The following is a 14,218-nucleotide window of genomic DNA, read 5'->3' as shown; positions in this document are numbered from 1 at the left end:
GTTCACGCAAAGTGCGAAAGTAAACGCGATCCGCCGACAGTTTACAAGCGCTGCGCTATCTCATTGAATGTAAACGCTTCTTTCCGGCCTCGGCAACCGGGGCTCGAAGATATGTATAAGACGATGGGCTATAACGCCATCCAGACCGAAGATGAGCAGGTAAAGGCCAGCTGGTCAGAAGTTCTAAATCAGTATCAACGGCGAGCCGACCTTGTTCCCAATCTCGTCAACACGGTGAAGGGGTATGCGAACCAGGAAAAGGAAGTGCTCGTAAGTGTGACGGAGGCGCGGGCACAAGTCGGCTCGATTCGCGCCACGCCCGAAATCATTGCCGATCCGCAGGCGTTCGCACAGTGTGAAGCGGCGCAGGGGCAGCTCACGTCGTCTCTGTCACGGCTGCTCGTGGTATCGGAGAACTATCCGCAATTGAAGTCGGATGCGAACTTCCGCGACCTGCAGGCGCAGCTCGAGGGTACGGAAAATCGCATTGCCGTAGCCCGCAATCGATACATTCGCTCCGTCCAGGCGTACAACACGACGATACGGTCGTTCCCGAATAATTTGACTGCAAAGGCATTTGGCTATCTGGAGCGCCCAAACTTCTCGGTGAGCAACGAAGCCGAGATTTCCAAACCGCCGCGGGTCGACTTCGGCTCGACGCCGGCATCTGCAGGCAAGGCCTCCAATTGAACATGTTCCGACTGGCGATGGCCGTCGTCTTAGCCTTCTTTGTCCTGGGGGGAGCCTGCGCCCACGCGGATGTCGTCGTCCCGCCGCTGACATCGAGAGTAACCGATGAGACTGGAACTCTGACGAGCGACCAGATGGCCAGTCTTGAAAAGACGTTGAGAGAGTTCGAGGCGAAAAGAGGAACGCAGATTTCAGTTCTCGTTGTTCCGACCACGGAGCCCGAAACCATCGAACAGTATTCGATGCGCGTCGTCGAGCAATGGAAGCTTGGGCGCAAGAACGTCGACGACGGCGCGCTCCTGATTGTCGCCAAGAACGACCGAACGCTTCGAATTGAGGTCGGATACGGCCTCGAAGGCGTGCTCACCGACGCGACGAGCAATCGCATCATCAACGAGGCGATAGTTCCGCGGTTCCGAAACGGGGATTTCTACGGCGGCATCACTGCCGGCCTCGACGGCATGATGCGAGTCGCCAGCGGCGAACAGTTGCCTCCGCCGCGGCGACAACACGGGGCAAGCGATGGCGCCGGACGGTTACTTCCCGTCCTCTTCCTCCTGACGGTCATGGCCGGCGGCCTTCTGCGCGCCATGCTTGGGAGACTGCCGGGTGCAGCCGTTACAGGCGGAGTCGTTGGGGTACTCGCATGGGTTTTGTCGGGGGCGCTTTTTGTCGCCATCGCGGCAGGACTGATGGCGCTGCTCTTCACGTTGCTGGGGGGCGGGATGGGAGCAGCTGGTGGGCGCTTCATTGGCGGCAGCGGTGGTAGTTCCGGCCGCGATTCAAATCGCGACATCTTTCGCGGAGGCGGCGGAGGCTTCGGCGGCGGTGGCGCATCGGGACGGTGGTGAGCATGGACCTGAAACGCCTCTTCCGGCATCTTTTCACGACCCATTGGCGGGTCAACAGCGCATTCTCACGGCGGGAGCTTATCGCTATCGAAGAGGCTGTACGTACCAGTCATCGCGCGCACGTGGGTCAAGTCAGGTTTGCTGTAGAGGGTGCGCTGCACATCCGCGCCTTGCTGAAGGGCACATCTGCGAGGGACCGTGCCATCGAGGTTTTCTCGGACCTCCGGGTTTGGGACACGGAGCACAACAACGGCATTCTTATCTATCTGCTTCTTGCGGACCGCGACGTCGAAATTGTTGCGGACCGAGGCATACACGCCAAGGTGGATGGCCGCGAATGGGAGGCGATTTGCCAGGCCATGGAGGCTCATTTCCGGCAAGGCGATTATCGGTCCGGTGTTCTGCGAGGTATCGAGCAAGTTACCGAGCTGTTGCAAAAACACTTTCCACTTCATGGTCCGCGGCTCGACGACCTTTCGAGCTCGCCCGTTGTGATATGAGTTCCGAAGCTTGACATCGGTCCTTTTATCGAGCGGAAATTCTGGCTGACGCGAGGCGTAATTCGTTGATACGAATCAAGGTAATGAGCGGTGCTATCGTCACTTGCGTGATGCCATGCAGCCTCGATTTGCAATACCACGGAATCTCCATCAAGCCCGCGAATTACCTCCCGGAACGGGAGGAGCTCGCCCGGGAGCGTCGCGAGCGGAACGCCATGGCAGCTCGTGGATGTCATCACTCCACAGTCACCGACTTAGCCAGATTCCGAGGCTTATCAATATCCGTCCCCCTTGCCAGCGCAGCGTGATACGCCAGCAGTTGCATCGGCACCGTATGCAAAATAGGCGAAAGCGGTCCGTAGTACTCATTGAGTCGAATCACCTCGATCCCGTCGCTCGGCACCAGCCCGCAGTCCACATCCGCGAACACAAAAAGCCGCCCGTTCCGCGCACTGACCTCATGCATGTTCGACCTGAGCTTCTCGAGCAGCATGTCATTCGGCGCAACCGCAATCACCGGCATCTCGTTGCTGACGAGCGCAAGCGGCCCATGCTTCAGCTCACCCGCCGGATAAGCCTCCGCGTGAATATAAGAAATCTCCTTCATCTTCAACGCACCTTCAAGCGCGATCGGATAATGCATCCCGCGCCCGAGAAACAGCATGTTGTCGCGTCGCGCGAGCAGTTCCGACCAAGCCATGATCTGCGGCTCCAGCGCGAGCACTTTCGACATCGCGTCGGGCAGATGCCGAAGCGCACGCAAATGCTCCTTCTCCTCATCATCACTCAACCGCCCGCGCACCTGCGCAAGCGACAACGTGAGAAGGAACAACGCAACCAGCTGCGTCGTAAAAGCCTTCGTCGAAGCCACCCCGATCTCGATCCCAGCACGCGTCACGAACTGAAGCGCACATTCACGCATCAACGCACTCGTCGCGACGTTGCAGATCGCGAGCGTACGCATCATCCCGCGCTGCTTTGCGACATGCACCGCGCCGAGCACGTCGGCCGTCTCGCCGCTTTGCGACACCGCGACAACCAGCGTGCGCGGATTCGGCACGCTGTCGCGATAGCGAAACTCACTCGCAATTTCAACGCTGGCCGGCAGCTTCGCGATGCTCTCGATCCAGTACTTCGCGGTCAGCGCCGCGTGATAGCTGCCGCCGCATGCGAGCAGCAGCACCGAATCGACATCGTTGAACACGCGCCACGCACCGTCGCCGAACAGCTCGGGCATGATCGACGCGACGTCGAGCAGCGTATCGGCCACCGCCTGCGGCTGCTCGAAGATTTCCTTCTGCATGTAGTAGCGGTACGACCCGAGATCGGCCGCGCCGCTATGCGCGGCGACCCGCTGCACCGTGCGCTCGACGCGCTGGCCGTTCGCATCGACGATCCAGTAGCGATGCAGCTGGATATCGGCGACGTCGCCGTTCTCCAGATACGCGATGCGATCGGTGATGCCTGACAGCGCGATCGCGTCGGACGCCAGGAAATTCTCGCCTTCGCCGACGCCGACCACGAGCGGCATCCCGTCGCGCGCGCCGACGATGCGGTGCGGCTCGTCGCGGCACATCACCGCGATCGCGTAGCTGCCGCGCAGCCGCGCGACGGCGCGCCGCACTGCATCGAACAGGTCGCCGTCGTAGAGATGATCGATCAGGTGCGCGATCGCTTCGCTGTCGGTCTGGCTCGCGAACACGTAGCCGTGCGCCTGCAGTTCCGCGCGCAACTGGTCGCAGTTCTCGATGATCCCGTTGTGCGACAGCGCGATGCGCGCGTTGGCGTCGCTCGGCGAGAAATGCGGATGCGCGTTGAGCGTGACAGGCGCGCCATGCGTGGCCCAGCGCGTATGCGCGATGCCGGTGTAGCCCGACAGCGCATGCTCGGCGATCTCGCGCTGAAGGTTGGCCACGCGATCGACGCTGCGGGCACGCGCCAGCGCACGGTCTCGGTAGACCACGACGCCGCACGAGTCGTAGCCGCGGTATTCGAGCCGCTTCAGGCCGTCGACGAGGTTCGGCAGGATGTCCCGCTGGGCGACCGCCCCGACAATTCCACACATATCGCGCTCCGTAAATGTCCTGTCTGGACCAGTGAGAGCGATGGTAGGGGCGGTCGAATGGAATTAAATTTCAAAATATCGGCATAAATGAAACGAGCCGTAGATCGTCTATCATGTTGAAATTAAATTTCACGCCCTGACCGGAAGGAGCCGCCGATGGCCGGCATCACCCTCGACGATCTCGACCTGCGCATCCTCGCGATCCTGCAGGACGACGCGTCGGTGTCGAACCTGAAACTGGCCGAGCGCGCGCTGTCGTCGCCGCCGACCTGCATGCGTCGCGTACGCCGGCTGACGGAAGCCGGCGTGATCCGTCGGCAGGTTGCGGTGCTCGATCCGGTCGCGATCGGCACGGCCGTCACGGCGCTGATCGAGATCAGCCTCGACCGGCAGACGGCCGAAGACTACGACGCGTTCGAGGCATACGTATGTGCTGAGCCGGCCGTCACGCAGTGTTACCGCGTGTCGCCGGGGCCCGATTTCGTCGTGGTGGCCGATCTGGCCGACGTCGCCGAATACGACGAATTCGCGCGGCGGCTGTTCACCGGCGCATCGAACGTCCGCAACGTGCGGACGTTTTTCTCGACGCGTCGCGCGAAATTCGAGGCGAACGCGCGAGTCGCGCATGCGATGCGCAAACGCGCGTGATCGCGTCGAATCAGGCAGTGGCCGCGTCCGCCAATTGCAGCGGCTGGCCGTACCCGAAGCAATGCGCCGGCTCGGGAAACACGCGCTGCCGCACGTCGTGCGCGTACTGGCGGATCGCGTCGCGCATCACCGCGTTCGCATCGGCATAACGCTTCACGAAGCGCGGCGTGTATGCATCGAATGCGCCGATCATGTCCTCGGTCACGAGCACTTGTCCGTCGCACGCGGGCGATGCGCCGATGCCGATCGTCGGGATCGTCAGCGTTTCGGTCAGATGGCGCGCGAGCGCTTCGGCGGTGCCTTCGATGACGACGCTGAACGCACCGGCCCGCTCGGCCGCGCATGCGGCGTCGAACACCTGCGCGGCCGAACGCGGGTCCATGCCTTGCGCGCGGAAGCCGCCCGTCGCGTTCGCCTGCTGCGGCATCAGGCCGACGTGCGCCATCACCGGTATGCCGCGCTCGGTCAGGAAGCGGATCGTGTCGGCCATCTCGCTGCCGCCTTCGAGCTTCACGGCCTGCGCACCGGTTTCGGCGAGCAGCCGCGCGGCGGAACGATAGGCCTGCGCGGGCGATTCCTGATACGTCGAGAACGGCAGGTCGACGACGACACACGCCTGCGCGGCGCCGCGCACGACGGCCGCGCCGTGTGCAATCATCATGTCGAGCGTGACGCGCAGCGTATCGGGCATCCCGTACAGCACCATGCCGACGGAATCGCCGACGATGATCACGTCGGCCACGTCGTCGACGAGCTTCGCCATCGGCGCGGAATACGCGGTCAGCGACACGAGGCTGCCGATGCCTTTGGTCGAACGGATCGCGGTGACGGTCTTGCGGGTGGTGCGGGTGTGAGCGCTCATGTGCGGAAGCCGTGTGAAAGAAGAGCCGCCACGGTAGCATCGCGCTCGTTCGTGCAATGACCTTCGGAGGACGTCTTATGTTGCTGGCGGGACAATCGGGTGATCCTTACGCGGCGCCACCGATGGCGCGCCTGCCGAGGCCGCTGTACGTGCGTGCGTTCGGGATTCCCGGCAACGTGAGCGTGGACGCGCACAGTCATCCGTGGGCCCAGCTGATGTATGCGACGAGCGGCGTGCTCGAGGTGTCGACGCCGTCGGGCCGGCAACTGCTGCCGCCGCACTACGCGATGTGGATTCCGCCGCACGTGCCGCATGCGGTGTCGACGCGCGAGTGCGTCGCGTTTCACAGCCTGTATCTCGACGAAGCGATCGCGCGCAGCGATGCGAACGACGATTGCACGATCCTCTGCATGACGCCGCTGCTGCGCGAACTGGTGATTGCCACGGCCGAATTGCCGGTGAACTACGACGAAGCGGGGCCGGACGGCGCGCTCGTATGCCTGATCGCCGACCGGATCGCACGGATGCAGCCCGCGCCGCTGACGGTGCCGCTGCCGCGCGATCCGCGCCTGCTGAAAATCGCGCGCGCGTTGCATGCGCATCCGGGCGATACGCGCAGTCTCGACGAATGGGGGTATCAAGTCGGCGCGACGCGGCGCACGCTGTCGCGACTGTTCCGGCAGGACACGGGGCTGTCGTTCACTGAATGGCGGCAGGCCGTGCGGCTGCTCGCGTCGCTGCCGCTGCTCGATGCGGGCGAGCCGATCGGCGCGGTGGCCGCGCAACTGGGCTACGACTCGACATCGTCGTTCATCGCGCTGTTTCAGGCGAAGTTCCGCGTGACGCCCGGTGCATATGCGAAGCGTGAAGCGCGCCGGCCGGTATTGACTGCGTGACGCGGCAACGCGTGCCGCGCACCGCCACTCAGAACGCGAGCGCTGTCTGCACCGGATGATGTGCGCCACGCTCGAACCTGGCACCTTCTAGCGATAGCAGCGCGCGCTTGCGGTCGATGCCGCCCGCATAACCGGTCAGGCTGCCCGACGCGCCGACCACGCGATGGCACGGCACCATGATCGACACCGGGTTGCGGCCGACCGCGCCGCCCACGGCGCGCGCGGCGCTCATCGGCAACCCGACGCGTTCGGTGATGTCGCCGTACGACACGAGTTCGCCGAACGGAATCGCGAGCAATTCCTTCCACACGCGCCGCTGAAACGTCGTGCCGCGCAGGTGGATCGGCACCGAGAACGTCTCGCGCATGCCGGTGAAGTATTCCGCGATTTCTTCCGCGACCTTGCGCGCGATCGGCGAAGTGACGAGCGCGTTTGCTTCCGGCGCGATCGCAAGCGACGGGAAGTATTTCTGGCCGACGAAGAACAGGCCCGTCAGCGCATCGTGCTCGATGCGCACGGCGATGTCGCCCAGCGGGCTCGGAATCAGGTGAGCGGGAGTCATCGCAATACGTCTCCTTGAAGGCGCCACACATGCAATGCGGCATACGCGCGCCACGGCGCCCAGCGCGCGGCATGCGGCGCGGATGATGGTATGTGAGCGCGTTTGGTGAGTTCGGCGCGTACGGGAAGCAACGCATCGTCGGCCGGGAACGCATTCGGCCAGGCCATCGCACGCATCGCGACGTACTGCACCGCGCGCTCGTCGAAGCCGGCCATCTCGCGCAGCGCGGCGAGCGTCGTGTCGAGCGGCGCCATCGGTTCGAGTGCGAGCATGCCGTCTGCGACCGCGCGTGCGAGCGATACGATCGCCTGTGCCGTTTCGCGCGCAAGGCCGAGCGCTTCGAGCGCCGCCGGTGGCAGGGCGGCCAGCGTCGCCGCGGAAGGCAGTGCGTGCGTCAGTCCCGGCGGTGCGCCTTCCAGCGATGTGCCGAAGCGTTCGGCGATGCGCGCGAGCACCGCACCCGCATGCGCCGCCGCGAGCCGTTCGCCCGCGATCGCTCGAAGGGCGATTTCGAGGCCGTCGAACGCGCCGGGCACGCGCAGGCCGGGCGAGCCGCTCGCGAGTGCGCCGAGGTGCGCGTCGATCACGTCGGGGCGGCTGTCGAGATCGAACAGCCGCCGCACGCGCGCGAGCACGGCCGGCACGACCGGCGTCAGCGCGGGCGACACGGTGACGGCCAGCGCGAAGCGCTGCGGCACGTGCGCGACGGATAACCACCCGGTCAGGCGGCCACCATCGTTGCGATTCGGCAATTCGACGACACGCGCATAACCCTGCGCATCGATCCGCTCGACACCGTCGATCTGCCGCTGCGCGAGAAAGCGCATCAGGTCGGCCCACGCGAACGGCGGCCGGTATGGCAGCGGGAACGTCATGTCGCCATCGGCGGACGCGCCGGCCCCTTTGCGAAGCCGCAGCGGATTGAGGCCGTAGCGCTGCCGGAACAGGTCGTTGAAGCGCCGCACGCTGCCGAACCCGGCCGTCGATGCGACGACGGCCACCGGCAGCGCGGTGTCGGTCAGCAGCCGCTTGGCCATCAGCAGCCGGTGCGTCTGCGCGAACTCGACCGGCGATACGCCGAACTGCGCGGCGAAGATCCGGCGCAGATGGCGTTCGGTCACGCCGACACGCTGCGCGAGCGCGTCGACGGAGTGCGCGTTCAGGAAACCGTCCTCGATCAGCGTGGCGGCCGCGTCGGCGAGATTGCCGGACAGGTCGAGCAAGCCGTGACCGGGCGCGAGCTCGGGGCGGCAGCGCATGCACGGCCGGAAGCCGGCTTTCTCGGCGGCCGCGGCGGTCGGGTAATAGCTGCAGTTCTGCGCTTTCGGCGGCTTCACCGGGCAGACGGGGCGGCAGTACACGCCGGTCGTCGCGACGCCGACGAAGAACCAGCCGTCGAAGCGGCGGTTCCGCGAAAGCAGGGCGTCGTAGCAGGTGTCGGGATCGAGGCGCATGAAACGACTGTAAACCATCCCCGCCATCGATTCTGGCTGGAATCGGACATGTGTCTCGGCGGCCGTGCCCCGATTTGCGCGTTGGAAAATCCGGGAAAAACGGTTAATGCCACTCTTCGAAACAGTCGTCTCTTTTGCCGCGACTAATTTGAGATGACTCATCGAAATCCCCGACTGACAGGGTGCCGACCGACGCCCTATCCTTTGAAAAACGTTTTCCATAAGGATTGGCGATCGGCCGTGCGCGACAGCGCAGCGCGGCCGCCCGCCCCGGCGCCGGTCGCCGGTCAACGAATATCGTGCGGCGCGACGGGCGCGGCCGCGCATCGGAGACATTCATGCAATCTGCCGTCGTCGGCACGGTGCGCGCCGTCGCCAGCCGCTACCGCTGGACCGTCTGTGCGCTGCTGTTTTTCGCGACCGTCATCAACTACATGGATCGGCAGATCCTCGGCCTGCTCGCGCCGATGCTCCAGCACGACATCGGCTGGAGCCAGGTGCAGTACGGCCGCATCGTGATGGCGTTTTCCGCGTTCTACGCGCTCGGGCTGCTCGGCTTCGGGCGCATCGTCGACTGGCTCGGCACGCGCGTGTCGTACGCGGTGGCGATGCTGGTATGGAGCATCGCCGCGATGCTGCACGCGGCGGTCGGCTCGGTCATGGGCTTCGCCTTCGTGCGTGCGCTGCTCGGGATCGGCGAGGGCGGCAACTTCCCGGCCGCGATCAAGACGACGGCCGAGTGGTTCCCGCGCCGCGAACGCGCACTCGCCACCGGCATCTTCAACTCGGGCGCGAACATCGGCGCGGTGTTCGCGCCGGCGATCATCCCGGCGATCGCGGTGGCCTACGGCTGGCGCGCGGCGTTCGTGATCATCGGCGCGATCGGCATCGTGTGGCTCGCGGTGTGGCTCGTGCTCTATCGGCAGGCCGACACGCGCGCGCTCGCCGCGGAATACGACGAGCCGCGCGACGAAGCCGAAGCGCTGGACGCGGCGAACGCGGACGCCGGCGCGCCGCGCTGGGGCGAACTGATCCGCAAGCGCGAGACGTGGGCGTTCCTGATCGGCAAGTTCCTGACCGATCCGGTGTGGTGGTTCTACCTGTTCTGGCTGCCGAAGTGGCTCAACGAGTCGCGCGGGATGGACATGCAGCACATCGGCCTGCCGCTCGTCTGCATCTACGCGCTGACGACGGTCGGCAGCATCGGCGGCGGCTGGCTGTCGTCGATGCTGCTGCGCGGGGGCTGGAGCGTGAACCGCGCGCGCAAGACGGCGATGCTGATCTGCGCGTGCTGCGTGCTGCCGATCGCGTTCGTGTCGCAGGTGCAGAGCCTGTGGATCGCAGTACTGATCGTCGGTCTCGCCGCCGCCGCGCACCAGGGCTGGTCGGCGAACCTGTTCACCACGGCCTCCGACCTGTTCCCGCGCCGCGCGGTCGCGTCGGTGGTCGGCATCGGCGGGATGGCCGGGTCGATCGGCGGCGTGCTGTTCTCGGAAGTGATCGGCCAGGTGCTGCAGCGCACGGGCCACTACTGGGTGCTGTTCGCGATCGGTGCGCTCGCATACCTGCTCGCGCTGGCGATCATGCATGTGCTCACGCCGAAGATGAAGCCGGCGAAACTCGACGCTTGATCGTAGTTCGGAAAACGAACGCGCCGCTTAGTGCGGCGCGTTTTCTTTTTGTGGCGCGCAGCAGGCGACTCAACCAGCCGCTGCCGTCGACGCACGCATGATCAGCCTCGGCTCGAACGTCGAATAACTCGCATCGGTGCGCCCCGCGAGCGCGTCGATCAGCTTCTGCATCGCGAGCTCGCCCATGTTCTCGCTCTGGATGTCGACGGTGGTCAGCGCGGGCGCCGCGTATTCGCCGTACGGCACGTTGTCGATGCCCGCGACCGATACATCCTGCGGCAGCCGGAAGCCGAGCGACGCGGCTTCCTTCATGAAGCCGAGCGCGATCAGGTCGTTGTAGCAGATCACGGCCTGCGGGCGCTGCGGCCCGAGCATCACGCGCGAGCACGCGCGCTTGCCGGCCTCGGCGGTCGGCGCGTGCGCGTCGTGCACGTCGAGCGTGAGCCCCGCTTCGGCGAGACAGTCGCGCGCGCCCTGGATCCGTTCGTCGTTCACGCGTGCCGAGCCGAAGCCGAGATACGCGATGCGCGTATGCCCGAGATTGAGCAGGTGGCGCGCGAGCATGTAGGTCGACAGCCGGTTGTCGATGCCGACGCTCGGAATCGGCAGGCCGGGGCTGCGACGCAGCAGCACGAGCGGCTTGTTGAGATCGAGCATCCAGCCGGCTTCCTCGTCGGGCATCCGCGTGCTGACGATCAGCCCGTCGACGCGCTGCGCGAGCGCCTCGATCAGCGAGCGTTCGCGCGCCTGGTTCTCTTCGGTATCGACGAGCAGCAGCGTGTAGTCGTGCTGTAGCGCGATCCGGTTCGCGCCCTTGACCACGTTCGTGAAGTGCGGGTTGCTGATGTCGAGGATCACGAGGCCGATCGTGCGCGTGCGCCCGGTGATCATCGAACGCGCAAGCGGGTTCGAGCGGTAGCCGAGCCGGTCGATCGCTTCCTTGAGCCGTGCCTCGACCGCCGGCGAGAAGCGCTGCGTGCCGTTCACGTACTTCGATACCGTCGCGACCGACACGCCGGCTTCCGCGGCCACGTCGCGGATCGTCGGGGAAACTTTTTTCATCAGTTACTCTGAGAAACCATCGCAGGCGATGGCCGGCAGGAATGGAGTGCACTTGACAGGCAGCTTCTTCCGCCGGCTAGGATGACCGGCATGATCCTTGTCTACCGCTACCGGGTGAAGTCGCTCAACGGCCTGCTGAACCAGCAGAGCCGTACGGTGAACTACGTCTGGAACTTCTGCAACGACACGCAGAAGCATGCGCTCAAGTGGAACAAAAAGTGGCCGACGGGTTTCGACCTGAACGTGCTGACGACCGGCAGCAGCAAGGAGCTTGGTATCCACTCCGGTACCATCAACGCAACCTGCGAGCAATTTGCGAAGTCGCGCAGCCAGCGCCGGCGGCCCTACTTGCGCTATCGCGGCAGGAAATCGCTTGGCTGGGTGCCGCTGAAGGGGCGTGACCTGAAGCGAGAAGGAGATGCGTTTCGCTTCGCTGGCAAGACCTTCCGTGTGTTCAATAGCCGGCCGCTTCCTGACGGCAAGATCAAGGACGGCACCAATTTCGCGCAGGACGCGCGCGGCAACTGGTTCCTGAATATTGTGATCGAGATGCCCGATGTTCAAGCCCGGCCGATCCGTTCTGGTGTCGGTATTGATCTCGGCCTGAAAGACTTCGCCACACTTTCGACCGGCGAGAAGCTGCCCAACGACCGGTTCGGCCGGCGAGCGGCAGAAAAGCTGGCGAAGGCGCAACGAGCGAGAAAGCACAAGCGGCACATCGCGAAGCTTCATGCCAAGGTGGCGAACGCCCGCGCCGATTTCCAGCACAAGCTCGCGCTCGATCTGGTGCGGCGCTTCGATTACATCGCGGTCGGCAATGTGTCGGCCGCGAAACTCGCCAAAACCAGGATGGCGAAGAGCGTCTACGACGCATCCTGGTCGTCCTTCCGAAACAGGCTCCGCTACAAGGCGATCGCGCACGGAGTCACGTTCGACGAAGTGGACGAAAACGGTTCTACCCAATCCTGTTCGTCGTGCGGGTCGAAAGACAGCACGACGCGGCCGAAAGGTATCGCGGGATTGCGAATAAGAGAATGGACTTGCAGTCACTGCGGTGTCGAGCATGATCGTGATACCAATGCTGCGCTGAATATTCTCCGATGCGGACGTGCATCGCCAGATGTGGGAATCACCCGCCGCTAGGCGGGGGAGGACGTCAACGGAGGGTAACGTTTTCGTTCCATTGCGCCGGATTGTGGCAGAAAAAACGAGCGAGTGATCCCGAGTTGATATCGGGAAAGTGCGGATGGCCGCAATTGAGATCGGCCATTGACGCATCGCTTTCCTTCCGCGTATAGTAGGAAAACGTTTTCCAAAATCGAACTAATTCCAGATCAGAGTCAACAGGAGATTCAATGAACGCCTCATCCACCGGCGCGCGCAAACCGTTCGGGCGCCTGTTGCTGACGGGCGCGGCCGGCAACCTCGGCCGCCAGTTGCGCGGCGCACTCGCGGACTGGGCCGACGTCGTGCGCGTCAGCGACATCGCGGCGCTCGGCGACGCGGCCGCGCATGAAGAAACCCGTGTCGTCGATCTGGCCGACCGGCCGGCGGTGATGCAGCTCGTCGACGGCGTGGACGCGATCGTCCATCTCGGCGGTATTTCGGTCGATGCGCCGTTCGACGATCTCGTCGGCGCGAACATCACCGGCACGTACAACCTGTACGAAGCCGCGCGCAAGCACGGCGTGAAGCGCGTCGTGTTCGCGAGCTCGAACCATGCGATCGGTTTCCATCCGGTCACCGAAGTGCTCGACGCCGATTCGCCGCTGCGCCCCGACAGCCTGTACGGCGTGACGAAATGCTTCGGCGAATCGCTGTCGCGCTACTACTTCGACCGCTTCGGGATCGAGACCGTGTGCCTGCGGATCGGCTCGTCGTTCGAGGTGCCGAAGAACCCGCGCATGCTCGTGACGTTCCTCAGCTATCGCGACTTCATCGAGCTCGTGCGCTGCTCGCTGCTGACGAATCGCGTCGGGCATGCGATCGTCTACGGCGCGTCGGACAACCCGGTGAAGTGGTGGGACAACACGAAGGCCGGTTTCCTCGGCTTCCGTCCGCGCGACAGCTCCGAGCAGTTCGCGGGATTGTTCCCGGTCGCGGCGCCGACCGCCGACTACGACGATCCCGCGCAGCGGTTCCAGGGCGGCGGCTTCGTCGTCGGCGAGCCGATGGAGCGGAAGGCTTCGTAAGCGTCGCAGGCGTCGTGATTCAGCGCAGGATGTCGGTCGCGTTGTGCCGTTCATCGACGCCGTCGATCAGGATAAGCAGGCCGTTCGCGTGCCGCGCGCGCAACGGCTGGATCTTCCGGTACGCATCCGATTCGTACCATGCGCGCGCCGTGTCGAGATCGGGAAACGCGATCGCGATCAGATCGCCGCGCCACACGCCTTCGCGTATCTCCGGCCGCGCTCCGTGAATCACGAAATGCCCATCGAACGGCGCGAGCGTGCCGTCGATGCGTTCGAGGTATTCGACGATGTCGTCGCACATGTCGACGTCGTGCAGGTGGGCGATGGCGTAGGCGGTCATGGCGGGCTCCTTGGCGTGACGCGGTTCGTCGGTCGATGGAGCCATGATCGCGGCGCGGGCGGCGCGCGTCGATTACCTGCGACGTAAGCGAATCCGCGCAGCGGCGCGCAAGCGTGCCGACCTGTACACCGCTCGCGTGATGCGACTGCGTTCACGCGTACCTGTCGATGTCCAGCCCACTCGAGCAACGAGTTTCCGGAAGCTTGTTCACTGAACGCTGAACGCGTAGTTCATTCAGCTTTGAACGATCAATGGTGCGGTTCACTTTATTCTGAACTTTCCGTGGCGAGAACCATGCGCTGCCAACGTCAGAAATAGCACGGCAGGCCGCTGTCAACTGCGGATTCAACCCGTCGATGCAACACACTTGAGGCTGCATAGCAGCGAGGAGTGTTGCAATGAAACAGAGACGGCGGATCTACTATACAGACAGCCAGAAAGCGCTAATGTGGGAGCGCTGGCGCA

The 14,218-nt window shown here is 64.4% G+C and carries 14 protein-coding genes; 8 read left to right on the top strand and 6 right to left on the bottom strand.

All coding sequences use genetic code 11. The annotated features are described in order from the left end of the window. The first annotated feature begins 111 nt into the window (after nt 1-111). The 3 genes from GD429_RS39360 to GD429_RS39350 are packed head-to-tail and all read left to right on the top strand — an operon-like array spanning nt 112 to nt 2,041. Entirely contained in the window at nt 112-690 is a 579-nt protein-coding gene (locus tag GD429_RS39360; protein WP_152865533.1) for a LemA family protein, read from the top strand. Nucleotides 691-707: 17 nt separating this feature from the next. Beyond that, complete coding sequence (locus GD429_RS39355; RefSeq protein WP_193727350.1) at nt 708-1,541, top strand: TPM domain-containing protein; 834 nt, start codon at nt 708-710, stop codon at nt 1,539-1,541. Between the two features lie 2 nt (nt 1,542-1,543). After that, entirely contained in the window at nt 1,544-2,041 is a 498-nt protein-coding gene (locus tag GD429_RS39350) for a TPM domain-containing protein (protein ID WP_152865529.1), read from the top strand. A gap of 235 nt (nt 2,042-2,276) precedes the next feature. Here GD429_RS39350 and glmS read toward each other — a convergent pair whose 3' ends face one another. Beyond that, nucleotides 2,277-4,106 carry a glutamine--fructose-6-phosphate transaminase (isomerizing) gene (glmS, locus tag GD429_RS39345; RefSeq protein WP_152865527.1) on the bottom strand — a complete coding sequence of 610 codons (1,830 nt, stop codon included), beginning with the start codon at nt 4,104-4,106 and terminating at the stop codon, nt 2,277-2,279. 156 nt (nt 4,107-4,262) lie between these two features. Between glmS and GD429_RS39340 the strand changes: the two genes are divergently transcribed. Beyond that, the gene (locus GD429_RS39340; protein ID WP_152865525.1) at nt 4,263-4,754 is read left to right on the top strand and encodes an Lrp/AsnC family transcriptional regulator; all 492 of its coding nucleotides are present in this window, start codon (nt 4,263-4,265) and stop codon (nt 4,752-4,754) included. A 10-nt stretch (nt 4,755-4,764) separates the two neighbouring features. Here GD429_RS39340 and panB read toward each other — a convergent pair whose 3' ends face one another. Continuing rightward, on the bottom strand, nt 4,765-5,616 hold the full coding sequence (gene panB / locus GD429_RS39335; protein WP_152865523.1) for a 3-methyl-2-oxobutanoate hydroxymethyltransferase: 852 nt from the start codon (nt 5,614-5,616) through the stop codon (nt 4,765-4,767). A 77-nt stretch (nt 5,617-5,693) separates the two neighbouring features. Between panB and GD429_RS39330 the strand changes: the two genes are divergently transcribed. Continuing rightward, nucleotides 5,694-6,512, top strand: coding sequence for an AraC family transcriptional regulator (locus GD429_RS39330; protein ID WP_152865521.1), 819 nt, complete (start codon nt 5,694-5,696; stop codon nt 6,510-6,512). Nucleotides 6,513-6,540: 28 nt separating this feature from the next. Here the strand turns inward: GD429_RS39330 and GD429_RS39325 are convergent, their stop codons facing one another. Next, nucleotides 6,541-7,074, bottom strand: a complete 534-nt coding sequence (locus tag GD429_RS39325) for a methylated-DNA--[protein]-cysteine S-methyltransferase (RefSeq protein WP_152865519.1) — start codon at nt 7,072-7,074, stop codon at nt 6,541-6,543. Continuing rightward, nucleotides 7,071-8,546, bottom strand: a complete 1,476-nt coding sequence (locus tag GD429_RS39320) for a DNA-3-methyladenine glycosylase 2 family protein (RefSeq protein WP_152865517.1) — start codon at nt 8,544-8,546, stop codon at nt 7,071-7,073. Before GD429_RS39320 ends, GD429_RS39325 begins: the two co-directional genes overlap by 4 nt. Before the next feature lie 320 nt (nt 8,547-8,866). Between GD429_RS39320 and GD429_RS39315 the strand changes: the two genes are divergently transcribed. Next, a complete protein-coding gene (locus tag GD429_RS39315; protein ID WP_152865515.1) occupies nt 8,867-10,159 on the top strand; it encodes an MFS transporter in 1,293 nt (430 codons plus the stop codon). A 69-nt stretch (nt 10,160-10,228) separates the two neighbouring features. Here the strand turns inward: GD429_RS39315 and GD429_RS39310 are convergent, their stop codons facing one another. Further along, a complete protein-coding gene (locus GD429_RS39310; RefSeq protein ID WP_152865513.1) occupies nt 10,229-11,221 on the bottom strand; it encodes a LacI family DNA-binding transcriptional regulator in 993 nt (330 codons plus the stop codon). Between the two features lie 90 nt (nt 11,222-11,311). On the opposite strand from GD429_RS39310, the gene GD429_RS39305 reads away from it, so the two are divergent. Both GD429_RS39305 and GD429_RS39300 read left to right on the top strand, forming a co-directional pair. Then, nucleotides 11,312-12,364, top strand: coding sequence for an RNA-guided endonuclease InsQ/TnpB family protein (locus GD429_RS39305; protein WP_152865511.1), 1,053 nt, complete (start codon nt 11,312-11,314; stop codon nt 12,362-12,364). A 212-nt stretch (nt 12,365-12,576) separates the two neighbouring features. Further along, nucleotides 12,577-13,413 carry an NAD-dependent epimerase/dehydratase family protein gene (locus GD429_RS39300; RefSeq protein ID WP_152865509.1) on the top strand — a complete coding sequence of 279 codons (837 nt, stop codon included), beginning with the start codon at nt 12,577-12,579 and terminating at the stop codon, nt 13,411-13,413. Between the two features lie 19 nt (nt 13,414-13,432). On the opposite strand, the gene GD429_RS39295 is transcribed toward GD429_RS39300, so the two are convergent. Continuing rightward, nucleotides 13,433-13,753 carry a DUF1330 domain-containing protein gene (locus GD429_RS39295; RefSeq protein ID WP_152865508.1) on the bottom strand — a complete coding sequence of 107 codons (321 nt, stop codon included), beginning with the start codon at nt 13,751-13,753 and terminating at the stop codon, nt 13,433-13,435. Nucleotides 13,754-14,218 lie beyond the last annotated feature (465 nt).

This window comes from Burkholderia sp. BE17 (assembly GCF_009362305.1).
GTDB lineage: Bacteria > Pseudomonadota > Gammaproteobacteria > Burkholderiales > Burkholderiaceae > Burkholderia > Burkholderia pyrrocinia_C.
The sequence above is the reverse complement of the archived record's forward strand: the minus strand, read 5'-3'. Positions and strand labels throughout refer to the sequence as shown.

Excerpts from the sequence above, each read along its gene's own strand:
- GD429_RS39360 (WP_152865533.1), top strand. The coding sequence starts at position 112 with ATGTATAAGACGATGGGCTATAACGCCATCCAGACCGAAGATGAGCAG.
- GD429_RS39355 (WP_193727350.1), top strand. The coding sequence starts at position 708 with ATGGCCGTCGTCTTAGCCTTCTTTGTCCTGGGGGGAGCCTGCGCCCAC.
- GD429_RS39350 (WP_152865529.1), top strand. The coding sequence starts at position 1,544 with ATGGACCTGAAACGCCTCTTCCGGCATCTTTTCACGACCCATTGGCGG.
- glmS (WP_152865527.1), bottom strand. The coding sequence starts at position 4,106 with ATGTGTGGAATTGTCGGGGCGGTCGCCCAGCGGGACATCCTGCCGAAC.
- GD429_RS39340 (WP_152865525.1), top strand. The coding sequence starts at position 4,263 with ATGGCCGGCATCACCCTCGACGATCTCGACCTGCGCATCCTCGCGATC.
- panB (WP_152865523.1), bottom strand. The coding sequence starts at position 5,616 with ATGAGCGCTCACACCCGCACCACCCGCAAGACCGTCACCGCGATCCGT.
- GD429_RS39330 (WP_152865521.1), top strand. The coding sequence starts at position 5,694 with ATGTTGCTGGCGGGACAATCGGGTGATCCTTACGCGGCGCCACCGATG.
- GD429_RS39325 (WP_152865519.1), bottom strand. The coding sequence starts at position 7,074 with ATGACTCCCGCTCACCTGATTCCGAGCCCGCTGGGCGACATCGCCGTG.
- GD429_RS39320 (WP_152865517.1), bottom strand. The coding sequence starts at position 8,546 with ATGGTTTACAGTCGTTTCATGCGCCTCGATCCCGACACCTGCTACGAC.
- GD429_RS39315 (WP_152865515.1), top strand. The coding sequence starts at position 8,867 with ATGCAATCTGCCGTCGTCGGCACGGTGCGCGCCGTCGCCAGCCGCTAC.
- GD429_RS39310 (WP_152865513.1), bottom strand. The coding sequence starts at position 11,221 with ATGAAAAAAGTTTCCCCGACGATCCGCGACGTGGCCGCGGAAGCCGGC.
- GD429_RS39305 (WP_152865511.1), top strand. The coding sequence starts at position 11,312 with ATGATCCTTGTCTACCGCTACCGGGTGAAGTCGCTCAACGGCCTGCTG.
- GD429_RS39300 (WP_152865509.1), top strand. The coding sequence starts at position 12,577 with ATGAACGCCTCATCCACCGGCGCGCGCAAACCGTTCGGGCGCCTGTTG.
- GD429_RS39295 (WP_152865508.1), bottom strand. The coding sequence starts at position 13,753 with ATGACCGCCTACGCCATCGCCCACCTGCACGACGTCGACATGTGCGAC.